At 44.6% G+C, this 15,502-nt stretch carries 16 protein-coding genes; 11 read left to right on the forward strand and 5 right to left on the reverse strand.

Annotated features, from left to right (window positions below; translation table 11 throughout):
* Positions 1-13 precede the first annotated feature (13 nt).
* Positions 14-604 carry a class I SAM-dependent methyltransferase gene (locus QUA20_RS02130; RefSeq protein ID WP_333184989.1) on the forward strand — a complete coding sequence of 197 codons (591 nt, stop codon included), beginning with the start codon at positions 14-16 and terminating at the stop codon, positions 602-604.
* A 234-nt stretch (positions 605-838) separates the two neighbouring features.
* A complete protein-coding gene (locus QUA20_RS02135; RefSeq protein WP_333184992.1) occupies positions 839-1,258 on the forward strand; it encodes a GFA family protein in 420 nt (139 codons plus the stop codon).
* 274 nt (positions 1,259-1,532) lie between these two features.
* Here the strand turns inward: QUA20_RS02135 and QUA20_RS02140 are convergent, their stop codons facing one another.
* From QUA20_RS02140 to QUA20_RS02160, 5 genes are all read right to left on the reverse strand, one after another.
* On the reverse strand, positions 1,533-2,273 hold the full coding sequence (locus tag QUA20_RS02140) for a galactosyltransferase-related protein (RefSeq protein WP_333184994.1): 741 nt from the start codon (positions 2,271-2,273) through the stop codon (positions 1,533-1,535).
* Positions 2,266-3,204: a glycosyltransferase family 2 protein gene (locus QUA20_RS02145; RefSeq protein ID WP_333184997.1), complete on the reverse strand. Its 939-nt coding sequence runs from the start codon at positions 3,202-3,204 to the stop codon at positions 2,266-2,268. Before QUA20_RS02145 ends, QUA20_RS02140 begins: the two co-directional genes overlap by 8 nt.
* 51 nt (positions 3,205-3,255) lie before the next feature.
* On the reverse strand, positions 3,256-4,638 hold the full coding sequence (locus QUA20_RS02150) for a glycosyltransferase family 2 protein (protein ID WP_333184999.1): 1,383 nt from the start codon (positions 4,636-4,638) through the stop codon (positions 3,256-3,258).
* Complete coding sequence (locus QUA20_RS02155; RefSeq protein ID WP_333185001.1) at positions 4,638-6,857, reverse strand: hypothetical protein; 2,220 nt, start codon at positions 6,855-6,857, stop codon at positions 4,638-4,640. The genes QUA20_RS02150 and QUA20_RS02155 overlap by 1 nt, the downstream gene beginning before the upstream one ends.
* A 120-nt stretch (positions 6,858-6,977) precedes the next feature.
* Positions 6,978-7,520, reverse strand: coding sequence for a hypothetical protein (locus QUA20_RS02160; protein WP_333185002.1), 543 nt, complete (start codon positions 7,518-7,520; stop codon positions 6,978-6,980).
* A 209-nt stretch (positions 7,521-7,729) separates the two neighbouring features.
* Between QUA20_RS02160 and QUA20_RS02165 the strand changes: the two genes are divergently transcribed.
* From QUA20_RS02165 to QUA20_RS02205, 9 genes are all read left to right on the forward strand, one after another.
* Positions 7,730-8,038 carry a hypothetical protein gene (locus QUA20_RS02165; protein WP_333185004.1) on the forward strand — a complete coding sequence of 103 codons (309 nt, stop codon included), beginning with the start codon at positions 7,730-7,732 and terminating at the stop codon, positions 8,036-8,038.
* Between the two features lie 218 nt (positions 8,039-8,256).
* Positions 8,257-8,998, forward strand: a protein-coding gene (locus QUA20_RS02170) for an IS1 family transposase (protein WP_445304633.1) whose coding sequence is annotated in 2 segments (ribosomal slippage) — positions 8,257-8,289 and positions 8,291-8,998 — 741 coding nt in all. Because the reading frame shifts where the segments join, the coding sequence is not laid out codon by codon here.
* Positions 8,999-9,157: 159 nt separating this feature from the next.
* The gene (locus QUA20_RS02175; RefSeq protein WP_333185006.1) at positions 9,158-9,406 is read left to right on the forward strand and encodes a hypothetical protein; all 249 of its coding nucleotides are present in this window, start codon (positions 9,158-9,160) and stop codon (positions 9,404-9,406) included.
* A gap of 302 nt (positions 9,407-9,708) precedes the next feature.
* Positions 9,709-12,054 carry a Piwi domain-containing protein gene (locus QUA20_RS02180; protein WP_333185008.1) on the forward strand — a complete coding sequence of 782 codons (2,346 nt, stop codon included), beginning with the start codon at positions 9,709-9,711 and terminating at the stop codon, positions 12,052-12,054.
* Positions 12,051-14,024, forward strand: coding sequence for a PD-(D/E)XK nuclease domain-containing protein (locus QUA20_RS02185; RefSeq protein WP_333185009.1), 1,974 nt, complete (start codon positions 12,051-12,053; stop codon positions 14,022-14,024). Before QUA20_RS02180 ends, QUA20_RS02185 begins: the two co-directional genes overlap by 4 nt.
* A 70-nt stretch (positions 14,025-14,094) precedes the next feature.
* Positions 14,095-14,394 carry a hypothetical protein gene (locus QUA20_RS02190; protein WP_333185011.1) on the forward strand — a complete coding sequence of 100 codons (300 nt, stop codon included), beginning with the start codon at positions 14,095-14,097 and terminating at the stop codon, positions 14,392-14,394.
* A 28-nt stretch (positions 14,395-14,422) separates the two neighbouring features.
* Positions 14,423-14,743, forward strand: a complete 321-nt coding sequence (locus QUA20_RS02195) for a hypothetical protein (protein ID WP_333185013.1) — start codon at positions 14,423-14,425, stop codon at positions 14,741-14,743.
* 52 nt (positions 14,744-14,795) lie between these two features.
* Positions 14,796-15,158 carry an HNH endonuclease gene (locus QUA20_RS02200; protein ID WP_333185015.1) on the forward strand — a complete coding sequence of 121 codons (363 nt, stop codon included), beginning with the start codon at positions 14,796-14,798 and terminating at the stop codon, positions 15,156-15,158.
* Positions 15,136-15,369 (forward strand): hypothetical protein, encoded by a 234-nt coding sequence (locus QUA20_RS02205; RefSeq protein WP_333185016.1) that lies wholly within the window; start codon positions 15,136-15,138, stop codon positions 15,367-15,369. The genes QUA20_RS02200 and QUA20_RS02205 overlap by 23 nt, the downstream gene beginning before the upstream one ends.
* Positions 15,370-15,502 lie beyond the last annotated feature (133 nt).

Genomic DNA, 15,502 nt, shown 5'->3' on the forward strand with positions numbered 1-15,502 from the left:
TTGGAGAAAACAGATGTGGGATGAAAGATACAGTGCCCAAGAGTACGTATACGGCACAAACCCGAACGAGTTTTTGGAAGCAAACGTCAGCAGTATTCCAAAAGGTAAAGTTCTGAGCTTGGCCGAAGGAGAAGGGCGGAATGCCGTTTTCCTTGCGAAACAGGGTTACTCTGTAACCGCTGTAGATGCCTCTCTAGTTGGTTTGAATAAAGCCAAAAAGTTAGCCGAGGATAATGGGGTGGCTGTTGAGTTTATTCATGCTAATTTAGCAGATTATGATTTAGGCGATAATAAATGGGACGGAATTGTATCTATATTTTGTCCGTTGCCCTCTTCAATCAGAAAACAACTTCATAAAAAAGTTGAATCCGGGTTAAAGCAAAACGGTGTGTTTCTGCTTGAAGCTTATACACCCGAGCAGTTGAAGCACGGTACTGGCGGCGGAAATTCAGTAGATTCGATGCAATCTAAAGAATCTTTAAGCCTTGAGTTAGCTGGCTTAAAGTTTAAGCATCTAATTGAGATCGAGCGTGATGTAGTAGAAGGTATTTATCACACTGGCATTGGCGCAGTAGTTCAGGCGATAGCATCAAAAGAAATATAACATTCTGGTGCAGCGGATTGCCTGAAGCCGATACGGTGAGATGCAGAGTTCCCAACAACCGAGGATATGCGGAAAAATTCAGCCTTTCCTCCAGAAAATACTTAATATACGGAACAATTCTATTGATCCACTAAATTTAGAATGATATACAAAACGATTCTAGCTGTCCATCTAGTTCTGGGGGATAGCTAGAATCGTTCCGTATATTAATATTTAGACACTCGGAGAGAGCAGATGGATAAGCCCAGCATTCACGGTAGTTGCCTTTGCGGAACTGTGACCTTTGAAGTGAACCCACCGTTCCAGAAAATGGCTCATTGCCACTGTTCGCGGTGTCGCAAAGGCACGGGCACAGGCCACGCCACAAATCTAACCGTTGAGCCGAGCCAGTTCCGATGGCTTTCAGGGGAGGAAGGCATCACGCGTTACGACCTTCCCACAGCAACGAGCTTCAGCAAATGGTTTTGCAGTCATTGCGGGTGTCCCGTCCCGCGTCTAACGCGCAACGGCCTAATTGTGGTTGTTCCAGCCGGCTCGCTGGATACAGCACCGCCTATGGCTCCGACGGATCGCATTTTCTGGGCATCGAGAGCGCCGTGGAGTTGTGCTAGCGGAGGGCTTCCAACCCACGACGAGTATCCAGAGTCATGGTAGGGATAAAGCACGCCTTCCCAATGGTCGTAACTCCAACCGCTCAGTGCCGATGCGAACAATCATCGCCTTTTTACTCCACCGATAAGCGTGTGAATTTAAGTGTAGTCGGCCCGCCTCGCTACCGTACTACTGACCGAGCTTGCTTTGAGCCGGCAAAAGTCAAATGCCGCGCTTCGCCGCAACTTCAATTTGATATTACTGAAACTTAGATCTGGTTTAGCCTAAAGCTCAAGCTAGCAGATTCATCTGTGCAGTCAATCTCAAATCTCAAATTTCAAATCGACTGACGTTTAGTATAATAGTGCTGGCGATTTTGTTCGATCCAGCAAGATTCCGACCAATTATTATCGGGTGGATGCGCTAAATGGATGTAGATTAATTCAGGCGAGCGACAAAAAAATCTATCCTTTCCTAAGTATCGTTCCACAATATCTTGATCCTCAGCTCCCCAGCCAATGAATGTCTCATCCCATCCCCCGATTTCGATTAAGCGCTGGCGTTGAAATAGGGGTAAAACTCCAAATCTTTCCCGCCGGATCAAGTGCTTAAATAGCGCGGTGGGCATATCTTCTGGTGCAACTTGCGACTGTTCGATAATAGCCAAATTTTGAGCAAAATCCAGGTTCGGAGTATCGCACATCATTCGATACCCAGTTACTAACATTTGGGCTGAAAGTTGAGCCATTTTTAGATGGCGAGCGAGAGTATCTCCGTAGGGAATTAGATCGACATCAAAAGCTGCTACCCATTGCCCTTGCGCCAGAGATAAACCTAAATTTAAAGCTTTGGTTTTATGAAAACTTCCCCCAACGGGCAGATAATTGTAACTGACTGGCAGGTTGGTAATTTCTGGTAAAATCCAAACCGAAGGAGTGCAATCGAGTTCAATTAAAATGATTTCGCAAAGAGATAATAAACTTTCCGAGGCTTGAGTTCTCCACCACGCGAGTTGAGTTCTCAAATGCTCTTCCCGCTGGCGGTAGGTAATAATTAAGGATAACTGAAGTTCACTCACAAATAGAATTTGGGGTATAATTGGCGGTAATTTCCAACAATGGATGAGGTAGCATTGCTGGTTGCCGTAAGTCTCCAAATATATCGCCTTTTTGGAGAGATTGCAAGCAAGAGATGATGTTACGATCTCGCGTTTGTGTTGGCGGCAATTGCTGGTGGTGCTGATTGCGCGCAGCATCGCTATGAGAAAGATGAATTACGTTTCCCGCCTCGCATATCTTGATGCCAAAAAGGGTAGCGCGAATCAGCAAATCTTGGTCTTCCCATCCCCAACCTGTAAAACTTTCCTTGTATCCTCCTAATGATAATAACGTTTGTTTGCGGGTACAGAGCAAACCGCATCCAGGTCGAGCGCGATTGCCAGATTTAGCCATTACAATATTAACAGCAGCAATCTGTTCGCCCATCTGGATGCTGTAAGTATAGCGTTCCCGCTTTAGGGCCGTTGTTTGCAGGCAAGACTCTGCTACAGTTTTTACATAGCAAATAATCCCCTTTTTTGAATTACTTACAGCCGATAAAGAGGATGTTTCTGGGAGATATTTTACATTTTCTATCCGAGTTCTTAAAAAAAAGGATTCCAGATCGATTGGTTCTAAAATGGAAAAGAATAGTTGTAAAATTCCTTGTCTATTCCAGATGATGTCAGCATCAGAAATCAGCAAATATTCGCTACTAGCCTGGAGAATACCCTGATTAATTAACTGAGATTTATTAAAATCAGATTGAGGATACTTGAACCACTCTACCTGTGATAATTTGGCTAAATCTTGTAAAGCCATTAAACATTTAGATTCAGCGGTACCGCCGTCGCAAACAATGATTTTAGTCACGGGATAACCAACTGCTAAAAGCGATCGCACGCAGTCAGCGATTTCGGGACGATTTTTAACGGGGATAATTACCTGTAACACGATATTGACACCGCTCATCCAGAATCAGTCATTACAAATCTCAAATCTCAAATCTCAAATCGATAGGTCTCAGCTCTCAAGGGCAGAACCGGTAATATAATGGAGTTCGATCGACCCTGCTGTTTTCAAAGGACGCAAATCCGGTAATTTGCCTGACCGCACCGCAGCACTGTTGGCGATCGCTCTTTTTTTGAGCTGCTGAATCAATTCTAAACGCACTGGAGAATCTAATCCAGTTGCTCGATCGGTAGTTAGGGAACCAGCTCGGTGCCGACGAAAATAACCGAAATCAGGAACATTAACTATTGTCGCAGCAAACTGCGCTCGCAACAAAAACTCAGTATCTCCCGAAAACCGCAATCCCGTAGCAAAACCGCCCAATCTCAACACTAAATTCCGCGAAACTAAGCTGGTAGGATGCAACAGCGGATGCCCCGGTTTTGCTGCTAGGGCGGCGCTGACATTGAGAGGATAAAGTACGGGTAAAACCCTGTCATCTTCAAACACGCGCAACTCCTGAGTTCCGACTAATTCTGCTCCATAACTTTCGGCTGCTGCTAGCAGCAACTCCAGCCGATAGCTGCTCGACCAATCATCGGCATCTTGAAATAAATAAGCATCATAATTTGTTTGAGAAATTACCTGTTGAATTAAGCGGTAAGGGCCGACATTCAAAGCTGAAGCTAATAAAGTCACTCCCGGAAAGTCTCGCACGATATCTACAGGCGGCACATCCGAACCATCATCAATAACTACAATACCGTCCAGAGGTCTAGTTTGAGTTACCAGAGACTGCAAGCAGCGATGGAGAAACTGTTCGCAGCGATAATGGGGAATTACAGCCAGCACGCGAGATTTGCTAGTGATTGTATCATTTTTTTGAGAAAAATTTATATTGTGTTTGTCAATATTTTTAGTAACATTAGTGTTATTTATAAGTGAATTTTTCAAGAGATGAGAAGCTTTTGTTTTATAATGTTCCACCTCTAAAGTAGCAGTATTAGCCATGGCATTTCCCCAAGTAAAAGCGATGTTCTGCCGTTCTAATTCCCCAGCAACTGCTAACAAATTCCAACGATTTATTTCTAACTGCGGTAGTGCCGCTTTTACCAAAAAAGTTGATGCCATCCAAGCTAAGGTGGCGACAGGATATTGTCGGGCAGTTTCTAGAGGAAACTCCATCCTGGGCGGTAAGAAGGTCAGTGCAGTATTTGCGAGTTGAGGTGGCAAAAAATTTAATTGTGTATTTGCTGGTAAAATAGCTGTGACTTCTGTATTAATTGTATTTAAAAGTTGCAAACAGGATGTAAAATAAACCGTGTTGTGGGGATTTGAGGGATTGAATCTCATTACCTGTTTTAAGTCACAGGCTTGTTTTTGGAAAGTGGCTCTCGCCTCTATTTCCCAGTCAGGATTGCTGTTTCCCAGTATAATTAGAGTTAAACTTACCATTAGGTGCGATCGCAAATTATAGATTGTTTGTAATTCATCTCTCGCGCTAATCTTTCAAATCCCGAAGCCCGCATATCCGGCGGTGCCGACGCAATTAAACACTGATAGGCTAATTCCCCTTCTCCCCGCGCTAACAAAAGTTTGGCTAATTTTAACAACAGCGGTATCCAAGGTATTGGGTCGAGTTCTCGCTCTGATAAGTTGCGGTTAATTAGTCCAGCGTTATTGGCAATTTTATCTAACCATTCTATAGGATTAATGTCTGTTTCCCACAGCAGTTTAGCATATCCTTGTTCCAGTTCTACTCGCGCTACCTCTGTCAGTAAAGTTGCTGTTGCTTGTAACTGAGATAAGGCGATTGTAGCTGATTCGCGATCGCCTGAGCCCGTAATTGCTTGCCGCCAAGTTAACCAAGCGTCTAAAAAACGGTCGCCTGTTGGGCTGCGGTATTTGCTGCTGAGTGCGATGGCTTTTCCACTCGCTAACTCGCACCAATATCCTAAAATTGGGATTTGGAATCTGTCAGCCCAAAAATTCAAATCTCCGATTAAAACAGCTAAAATTGGTTTCCAGGCTATCGCTAGATGTGGATTTGCTTTTTTGGCTTTACTTGCTGCTAAATTGAATGCTGCTAACAAGTGCTGAATGTTAAATACATCAAGCCTACCAGTCTCGGGTAAATTAGTATTTTCCCAGATAGATGCAGCGGTGTTATTCTCAAATCCTAAACTGGGAATTAGTAAATCTACCATCGCCGGATATTCCCGGCAATTCATCTCGGCTAAACGCTTCTGGGCGTGGCGGTATATCTGCTGCCTTTTTTGGCTATCGGTTAAAAAGCTACACGCAAACAGCAATACCCGTACCGCCATCAATTCTACTGGCAGTTCCCGATAAGTTGAACGCAGCAAAAGCTGTTCGATAGATGCTGCAGCCACCGGGGATATCCCCGAACTTACCATCATTTTCGGCTCAATTAAACTTTTTAACAATAAGGCAATTTCTCGGGCTTCTCCTAGAGGTAATAAATCCGACTCCAACCACTCGTGCCAAGATTTTTTAGTCACCCATTCGATCCATTCTAAAGCGCTACAGTTTTGTGGATTTTCCAGTTTACTCAAATCCGATGAATCTACAATTACTCTCCCTCGAACTTCTCCCCACAAATTTTCTAACCAAAGTTGTAAAGGTTGCAGTTCGAGAACTTGGTGCTGTTCGACTTGCAACCAAATATCTACTTGTTCTCGATCTTGCCTGACTATTTGATAGTTAAGAATCCCGTCAAACTTGGGCAAATAGATTTCCCCAGGATATTTTAAGCCTTGCTGCGTGTCGATTTGTTCTTGACTGCGACCGAGAATTTTTGCTGTTAATCCCGAACGCCCGCAAGGACAAACATCAGGATTTAATTTCAGGCGATCGCCGCACTGATAGCGAACCAAAGGCATGGTACGATTGTATAAATCTGTAGTGACTAATTCACCGTCAATAATTTCATACAAACATCGATCGATATCTAAATGCAGCCGCCCGCATTCAGGGCAACTCAAACCCGAAATTCCTGTTTCTTGACAACCGTACTCGTTAATAATTGGAGCTTGAAACACCGCTCGCAGTAATTGTTCTTGGAATTCAAATAAAACCTCCCCGGTACAAATCACCCCTAAAACCGCAGGTATTGAATCTCCGAAAAGAGCAGCAGCCACTTCGCACAAACGACTGGGATAACCTCGAATGACAGCCGATTTGTTATGCAACAGTTTTGCCAAATTTTGCAGGAAATCCGGCGCGATATTTCCAATCAATGAAATATCGTTGACTCGCAGCGGCTGCAAACGGCTAGCAAGATTAATAATAGGGACTTGTTCGTCAATTCCCCACCAAGATAAAGCACGTTTTCTTGCCAACAAACGCGCTTCATTCCACTCATTTCCGGCAAAGTATGTAAAAGATTGACCGGAAGTTCCGCTAGTTATTCCTCGGTAAACTACATCCTCAACATTCGCCAGAAATAACCCGGGATTTTGCCGGACTGTTTGTTTGTCAACGGGCTGCAAGTTAGCAAAAGCTGTTTGCCAATGGGGGACAAGTTGTGGGAAATCCGACTGGAAATCAATTAGTCCGGCTTGCAAAAAGCGGTGGTAATTTCCTGGGACTGTTGCCGCAACTTGTAAAACTCTTTTTAATTTGATTGCCGTTTGAGCGCTCAATTTTGTCATAAGCTGTCGCCAAGCAAACCAGGATTATTATTTCGGTATAAATCCCAAAGTAACCAGTTTTTTAAACGACCTATTTTTCGTATAAAAACTGGTTTTTAGGTCAAATATCAAAATTTAGCGTTATTTTTGAGAGTCTTTGCTGGCGATTCTATCGGCTATTTGCAGCCAATCTTCATGAATCAAAACTTGCCGTTCTTGCGACAGTCCTTTTAATTCGCCCCGCTGTATTTTCAGGGGTTTTTCGCAAAAATTGCCCAAAGGTTTGAGATAAGCTCTATTTACCCAGCCCACTCGGAAATCAGGCGCATTTGCAAACTGCCCTCCACTCAGATTTTGAGGGCTAGGACTATATTCACCGCCAATCTTTACCCACTGTCCCGTTGCATCTCGATCGCCCGTAACGACTTGCCAACCTTTAGGAACTAGCCCGATAACCGAACCGTCGGGGGAAGAACGGATAGTCAGGGGATCTGTTTTGGTAACGACTTGAGCAAAGGGTCGAGGCTTGCCTCCGTAGGGGCAATTTTGAGCCTGTAAAGTTGTTTGAGAGGGCGTTGCAGAGGTGGTTTTGACACCCAACAGAGATAACAGCGTTAAGCTCGCAAAGAGCGCAATTTGTTTCCAAACTTTTAAGATATTCACAGAACCTATAGTCTTTTTCATATAAATGAAGGGCAATAACAGCATCAATTATACTGTATGTCATCTACCTGAGAAAGGCTATACTGCCAAGTTATCATTTGTTCGCCTCAAGTTTAGGAAAACCAAACATTCAATCATGCTTGCGGAATTGTTGCTTGAAAATAACCCCGATTGCTTTGCCGAATTAGTCCAGTTTTTGCAACGCATCCTTGGTGCGGAACAGCGGTATCTTGATTGAAGCGCCAATCGCGATCGCCACCAACACCCCCATTTGCCAGAAACTAAACCCAGACCAAAACCCCAACACGCCCGCCATGCCCAAACTTCCCGAGTGCGATCGCTATGTCCTCTACGCCCGCAACCCACACCTCATCTGTGCCGTGCATCGGGCGGGCCCCAACGCGGACACTTGCCCCGACGTTCTAGAAAACCCCGACGCCGAACCGGAGGAACTGTGGGAACCCGAAGGGGCAAGCTACTACAACGGCGAACTTATCCTGCAACACCCGGCAGCGGTGGACACGCCTTGCAAAAGTTAGAGCTGCTGGACACGCATTCACTGTTTACCGGCCGGTGTCCCGAATGTGAAATGACTTATCCCCAGTATGAAACGCCGCCTGTTCATTGGGATTGCCCGGAGTGCGGGTGGATGGATGATTCGGTGTGAGGTGATGGTTGACAACGATAATTGGTAGTGCCCTGAAGGAAAGGATCAGAGTAAGCTATGATTAGAGAGAAGTGTTTGCCATAGCGTGATATGACATTAGAAATTCATTGTTGCCCTAATTGTGGTGAGCGAAGAAGTTAGTCGGAACGGTAAAACTCGGCATCATAAACAAAACTATAAATGTCGAGAATGTGGTCGTCAATTTGTTTTAAATCCGGCATGGAAACCTATTACCAAAGAACAACAGGAGTTAATGTCACGGATGCTACTTGAACGTATTTCTCAGGCAGGGATTGCTCGGGTACTGCAAGTGTCAGAAGATACAGTGCAGCGATACGTTAATAGCCAAGCTGCTGCTGTTAAGAAGCAAGTGGAGGTGACTGCCAAGCAAAAAAAGCGCTTGAGTGTTCAGATGGATGAGTTATGGTCATTCGTTGATAGCAAAGGAAATCAGCAGTGGGTCTGGCTTGCATTGGATGCCCAGACTAGGGAAATTGTTGGTGTACATATTGGAGATCGTAGCACGGTATCGGCTCTTGCTTTATGGAATTCAATGCCACCAGTTTACCGTCAATGTGCAGTAATTTATACCGACCATTGGAGTGCTTATGATTCTGTATTGCCAAGCATTCGTCATCGCAGTGTAGACAAAGATAGTGGTTGTACTAGCTATATCGAGCGCTTCAATTGTACTATTCGACAACGAGTATCTCGGTTGGTAAGAAAGAGCTTAGCCTTCTCTAAAAAATTAGAAAATCATATTGCTGCGATTTGGCGTTTTGTACATCATTATAATGATAATTTACAACTCCAGATGCCTACTTTTATTTGAATTTGGTTTTATTCTATTGATCCTTTCCTTCAGGGCACTACCCGATAATTATCAGCCACGGGAAAACACTCGCTCGGTTGCAGTCGCAAGGCTGGCGATCGCTCTCATCGATGTTGTAATGGAATAGAGGAACCGTCTCCCAATATTGAACCCTGACAAATGACTGACTCGCTACTCGGATCGCTCGATTTGCTGGACACCGATTACGCTGACATTCTTGCCAACAGTAACAAGTCAGCTTTTGAACTGCAACTGGTTAAATTAGGGGTTGACCTAACAGAAGCGCGCACTAAAACTAAATTCATCGCGCTGGTGCAGCATAAACCTGAAACTCTAGAAGAATTGGAAGCTCTAACGGCAGCATGGGAAGAAGCTTGCGGCTACGAACCTAACGTGCTCGCATTTTGAATTGCTGTCAGAGTTGCTGTGGGACAATCAAGACAGTGCATGATGGTTGCTGAGGGGATGACAAACCGATACGAACATTTTGTGTTATGTACTTATCTCTATCTTCGGGGTTGGTGCAGTCATTAGGCTGGAATTTTTCGTAAAATTCTAAGAAGACATCTTTTGATGATTTAATAGCTAAAAAATTAGTTACGGCTCTGAACGAAGCTCTGACATTTATACGCCATTGGGCGCAACAGTTTTTTAAGGTCACCTCTAAATTAGCCGTCTACGGATATCGGGACAGCCTCTAGGTATTGATTATGACAAACTCTAACTTTAGCAACGTCCCCAGAACTGCCAATGCGAACAGGCAGCTTACCCTTAACTTTTCTCCAATCAAATTTGAAGATGTGGAGATTTGTGTCGGTATTTATCAGTATCAGAGCAAAGAGCAGCTAGACGCTCTCCGTGAAAAACATGGCAATACTCACGTTTTCCATAGAGATAACAAGAATCAGATTCTTTGTGTTTCAATTGTTTCATCTGGTGAAGTTCTGGGTGAAGAATCCATAACTATTCCACTCTCCAAGAACCTTTATCTGTGTGCAGCTTTGATTCGTGCCGCACTACTTAACTATTTGCACAGACTAGGGCGAAGAATTCTTGGGTACGATCCCATAGAGTTTATTTCTGACCAGGCGCAAGATAATTTTCTAGCAAAAGTTCTCCCTCCTGACACCCAACTCCCAACCTGGCTATCGGTAAAACCACTATACACGGCAGCCATTCGGACGGTGAACTTCGATAATCAGTCACTGTCTTTAGGGCTGGCTCTGAACGCCAGAACCACCAAATGGATCGAACAACCTTGTGACGCCTTGGTAAGAGAAGGCTTTTCCCTTACTGGACTCTATGTGAGTCAGTTGATTCTATCAAGGGATAGCCGTATGGCTCCGCGCTTAAAGCTCTTGGGGCGCGTACAGTCGATTGAGAATGGACAGTTAACCCTTACAGACTCCCGTTCGGGGACTTGCACTGTTGCCGCGAGCGAAGTATTTCTTGAGCCGCGACACGAAGCTTTTAACCTTTGTCTTGTGCATTTATTTGGCAAGAAAACACCTCATATAAAGCAAGCACTTGACAATGAGATTGCGACATTTAGAAGCGGCCCAGCTCGACTAGAAAAGTTGCAAACTATTATTCAATACTTCGCTAACCACCCGATTGAATTTGTCCCAGGTGCAACGTTTACCCTTGAGCCTTTCCTCACAGAAGCAAATCCGCAAAATTTTCCGGCCGTCCACATCGCACGTTCAGCCATTTACGTTTTAGATCCAACGGGCGAGAAAACTTCTGCATGGAACGATGGCGGGCTAAATGATTATGGCCCCTACACGGCACAGACCTTTACCCCTTCAACTCCCCGCATATGCGTTATCTGTCAACAGACGCGCAAGGGGCGTGTCGAGCAATTCCTTTACAAGTTTTTTAACGGTGTTACCGTACCAAAACTGAAGAGACAACCTTTTGCCAAAGGGTTTATCCACAAGTACGCCCTTGATGGGGCTGAACCTGAGTTTTTCCTTACTGAGGACAACACAGCAGAAGCGTATAATCGAGCGGTTAGGCAAGCTCTCGCCCACCAAACAAGGAAAAACTTTAAGTGGGATTTGGCGTTGGTTCAGATCGATGAGGCATTTCATCAACTATACGGAGATAACAATCCTTATTTGACCACCAAAGCTGCTTTTCTTGCGGAACAGATTCCTGTTCAGGAGTTTCAGATCGAGACTGTTGATGTTCCAGATCGAAATCTTTGCTATGTTCTCAACACTATGGGACTTGCTACTTACGCCAAGCTGGGCGGAATTCCGTGGTTGATTAAAGCTAATCCTACCATTGCTCATGAATTAGTTTTTGGTCTCGGTAGTGCTTATGTCAGTGAAGGGCGTTTGGGGCATCGAGAGCAGGTTGTCGGTATTACTACAGTCTTTTCGGGAGATGGCAACTATAGACTCTCAAACCTTTCACAAGCAGTTCCCTTTACAGATTATCAGGATGCTCTGCTCCAGTCGTTGCGCGACACAATCGGTAAAATCAAGCGTTCGATGAACTGGCAGGCAGGGGAGCATATACGGCTAATATTCCATGCGTTTAAGCCCCTCAAAAATTCTGAAGCGGAAGCAGTAAAAAAACTTATGGGGGAATTAGGTGATTATGATGTAGAGTATGCTTTTATTCACATCATTAAAGAACATCCTTACATCCTATTTGACGCATTACAGAAGGGGATACAAGATTACTCTACTAACTCTATTAAGGGTGTCTTTGCTCCTGTACGGGGCGGATTTTTGCGACTTTCCAGATCTGAAGTTTTGCTTTCACTAACTGGAGCGAAAGAGCTGAAAAGGGTAGAGGATGGAATTCCTTCTCCAGTTCTACTTCGCCTTCATCGTCAGTCTTCATTCCAAGACACAACATACCTCACCCGACAAGTGTTTACGTTTTCGTGCCATTCATGGCGAAGCTTTTTCCCATCACCAATGCCAGTTACTATCATGTACTCAGAGTTAATCGCCAAGATGCTAGGACAACTAGGTACGGTCTCACGTTGGAATCCCAATGCAATGTTAGGACGAATCGGTGAAACGAGATGGTTTCTATGACTGCTCCAGACGAACTTCTGTTTACCGACGCAAGAAAAGCTCTTTTGCGAGAGCTGAAAAACTTAGTTGGACGAGGGAACGTTGATGAAGCATTTGCAGCGTGGCTTCTTCCATATCTGGACATTGGTCTACAGCTTCAAAAAGCAGCCCATGCTGCTGGAGAACGCACAGGAGCACAGCGGAGCTATCGGGATGTTGCTATTCTCGGATTTGCCGCCTCAACTGGCATACTTCAGCCCTTCCAATGGGAGGTACTCAAGAAAGGATTAACGTGGGTCGCCGGACGTGAGCCATTCATCGACGGTGGGCCGATGGACTTTTGTACTGACATCGTTGCTCTTTTGGGAATCGCTCTTGGGGCTCAGTTGATTGGTGAAGATTCAATCCAAAACAAAGTTGTTTGCTGGATGGAGAGGTTTATCAGTCAAAGCTTCCAAAATCGGTTAAGTGACTGGCAAAAATGCCTGCTCATTGCTACTCAACAAGTAGTAAGTTCAATCCCTACCTTATCCCTTCCAAATGCAAACACAGTTTCAGATGTACGCCTTGCCCTGCGTGTTAAAGGATTGCTCCCCCCTGACCCAGGTTCCAATAATCAAGAGCAGATGGAAACTCTATCGCTGATGAAGCTTGAAGCTGGTGCTGCTATTCATCCGGCTTGTGCAGCACTTCGGCTCGTAGCTTTTGATTCAATCCAACGTACTTCTCTAGCAGTTAATCTCAGCCAACCGTCGATAGAAGATGTTTGCATAATTTTAAATCGTGTACCTGGGGCGCTGCAAAAGTCGATAGGGAAAGAGAAACTACATCCTGGAGAAAACCAAGCTCGAAAAGGGTATGTCAATAATGAGGAGCAGGTTCAAAACTTACTCTATTTTTTGCTAGCTTCCATCTTTCCTGATTGTAGGGAAATAGATAACACTTCCTATGTCGGCGGACAAGGACATTTGCGAACAGTTTTAGAAATACCGTGCTTGAGACTAATCATTTGCGTAAAAGTTATGGACTCCAGCAACAATCATCAAAGCGTTATTCAGCAGATTTCTGCTGACTCATACTTGTATCTTGGTGAAGGTTCAGCTTATAGCAGTATAGTGGTTTTTCTTTGGGATGGGTTTAGCCGACTAGATATACATAATAAGCTCACAAAAGAACTTAAACAACTTCCAGGTGTTGTTGATGCCATTGTGGTGTCCTGTCCTGAAAGTATAACAGAGCCAAGAGCCGAAAAACTGCAAATTGAAATTCCTAAAAATGACGTTGACCCTCGTGCTATTGCCATTTCGTTTGAGCAGTTAGCAGAAAAACATCCTGGTGCTGAGTTAGAAAGTGTAAAAATGAATGAACGGGGTACCGATAAGCTTTTACTGGAGGCCAAAACAGCTCCAGACGCAGACCATTCCAAACTTAGTGCCGACTACTTGGTGACCTACAATAATATCAAAGCTTTACCAGAGGAAATTAAAATAATTTTAAAAGAAAAAGATTCCCGGATTCAAAGTTTAGAATCTATGATAATAACAGCGCTAAAAAGTCCTAGCCTTTACGCCGAAACATATCATAACAATGGAGATACTATGTCACAAGGATCAAAAAAACACTCTAATTGGAACTTACACAATCCTCAGATTGCTGGAGGTATTGTAGATGCTGAGACGGTTCACGCTCATCAGATAGGTGGCAACATAACCAATTACACGCCCGAGCCAAAGCAAAACCTGGCAGAAGCCGCAGCAGAGATTCAGCAACTTCTACAGCAACTGGAGCAGAATTATCCCACGACTACGCCTCTAGAAAGGGAGGCAGTTGTAAAAGAAGCCCTCAAGCAAATTGAGAGCAATCCAACCTTCAAAGCACGGGTAATTGGATCTCTAAAAGCAGGCGGTACTGAAGCCTTAAAAGAGCTGGTAGATCATCCCTTGATCAATATCTTTATAGCAGGTTTAGAAGGCTGGCAAGATGCAGAGTAGCTTAGCGATCGCGATCGAGTGGATGTTGTGATGGAATAGAGAAACCATCCCCGATATTAAAGCCTGACAAATGACCGACCCACCCCTCGAAAAACTAAATTTACTGGACACCGAGTACGCGAACATCCTTGCCAGCAGCAGCTATCCCGCGTTAGAACTGCAACTGCTCAGGCTGGGGATTGACCCGGCATCCGCCCGCAGGACAAGCAATTTCCTCGCCCTGGTGCGGCAAAAACTCCATACTCCCGAACAGTGGGCTGCTCTAACCAAGGCTTGGGAAGCAGGTTACGGGTGCGAACCCGAACTTGAAGATTTTCAACAAATTGTAGAATTGCTGTGGAACCATCAAAGAAGAGTTGAAAATGATTGATAATCAACAGTTGTCACTAATTGATTAAATGGCTCACACGCCGCTCGAACCAATCGATTTGCTAGACACAGACTACGCCGACATCCTAGCCAACAGCAGCGATCCATTATTTGAACTACAACTGGTCAGGTTTGAAGTGAATGCAGCATCCGCCCGCACGACAAGCAATTTCCTCACCCTGGTGCGCCAAAAACCTGAGACTCCCGAACAATGGGCTACTTTAACCCAAGCATGGGAAGTAGCTTGCGAGTATAAGCCCACAGTTGAAGATTTTCGCTTATTGCCAGAATTACTGTGGGAGACTCAAGACAGCGTTGAAGTTGATTGGTTGCTGATAATTTTGAATTGAATTTACTTAACAGAGCGATCGACATATTTTGAAAAGATGAGCTTTTACCGCTATGCCTAAACCAAAGAGGTATCCCAACAACTGGCAAGAGATTGCGCTCTCCGTGAAAGAAAGCGCTCTTTGGCGCTGTACTAAATGCAATCAACAATGCCTCCGACCCGGCAAACAAAGCGGCTTAACCAAATCTGAACGGTGTGCTTTAACTTTAACCGTGCACCACCGCAACAGAATACCGGAGGACAACCGCCTCGAAAACTTAGTCGCGCTTTGTACTGCCTGCCATCTTTCCTATCACAACCGCGGGCAATCCAACGTATCACCCGGGCAATTATCGCTGTTCCCCGATGATGGCATTGACTGGGATATGATGGATTGCTCTCTGGAATCGGCAATTGAAAATATCAAAGAATATTAAAGAATTAGCAGAACTGCTTCAACCCTTGCAGCAAGAAGATAAAAATCTGCACGGAACACGCGCAGATTCTCACCAATACAAACTGAGGCAAACGCTTGCGGAAGCCGAGTTGCAAAGTTTCGAGCGGAAACATCAAATCAAGCTGCCCGAAGATTACCGTACCCAATTTATTTCTTTGAAGCTCCAGAACTCCCCGCTCAGCTTGACTTAAACGAATACAGGATAGTTATCAAAATCAATCTTTGGCCTTTCATATTAGCGCAACCTTGACATAGTTGCTATTTGTAGGAAGCGCAAGGCAACCGACACAAACCGAGATGTTTTCCTTGAAAGGCAGTCTGTCC

The organism is Microcoleus sp. Pol7_A1, from assembly GCF_036701085.1.
Classification (GTDB): Bacteria; Cyanobacteriota; Cyanobacteriia; order Cyanobacteriales; family Microcoleaceae; genus Microcoleus; species Microcoleus asticus.

Coding starts and splice junctions, on each gene's coding strand:
- QUA20_RS02200 (WP_333185015.1), top strand. CDS start 14,796: ATGCCTAAACCAAAGAGGTATCCCAACAACTGGCAAGAGATTGCGCTC.
- QUA20_RS02145 (WP_333184997.1), bottom strand. CDS start 3,204: ATGAGCGGTGTCAATATCGTGTTACAGGTAATTATCCCCGTTAAAAAT.
- QUA20_RS02130 (WP_333184989.1), top strand. CDS start 14: ATGTGGGATGAAAGATACAGTGCCCAAGAGTACGTATACGGCACAAAC.
- QUA20_RS02195 (WP_333185013.1), top strand. CDS start 14,423: ATGGCTCACACGCCGCTCGAACCAATCGATTTGCTAGACACAGACTAC.
- QUA20_RS02185 (WP_333185009.1), top strand. CDS start 12,051: ATGACTGCTCCAGACGAACTTCTGTTTACCGACGCAAGAAAAGCTCTT.
- QUA20_RS02175 (WP_333185006.1), top strand. CDS start 9,158: ATGACTGACTCGCTACTCGGATCGCTCGATTTGCTGGACACCGATTAC.
- QUA20_RS02155 (WP_333185001.1), bottom strand. CDS start 6,857: ATGACAAAATTGAGCGCTCAAACGGCAATCAAATTAAAAAGAGTTTTA.
- QUA20_RS02190 (WP_333185011.1), top strand. CDS start 14,095: ATGACCGACCCACCCCTCGAAAAACTAAATTTACTGGACACCGAGTAC.
- QUA20_RS02160 (WP_333185002.1), bottom strand. CDS start 7,520: ATGAAAAAGACTATAGGTTCTGTGAATATCTTAAAAGTTTGGAAACAA.
- QUA20_RS02135 (WP_333184992.1), top strand. CDS start 839: ATGGATAAGCCCAGCATTCACGGTAGTTGCCTTTGCGGAACTGTGACC.
- QUA20_RS02150 (WP_333184999.1), bottom strand. CDS start 4,638: ATGGTAAGTTTAACTCTAATTATACTGGGAAACAGCAATCCTGACTGG.
- QUA20_RS02180 (WP_333185008.1), top strand. CDS start 9,709: ATGACAAACTCTAACTTTAGCAACGTCCCCAGAACTGCCAATGCGAAC.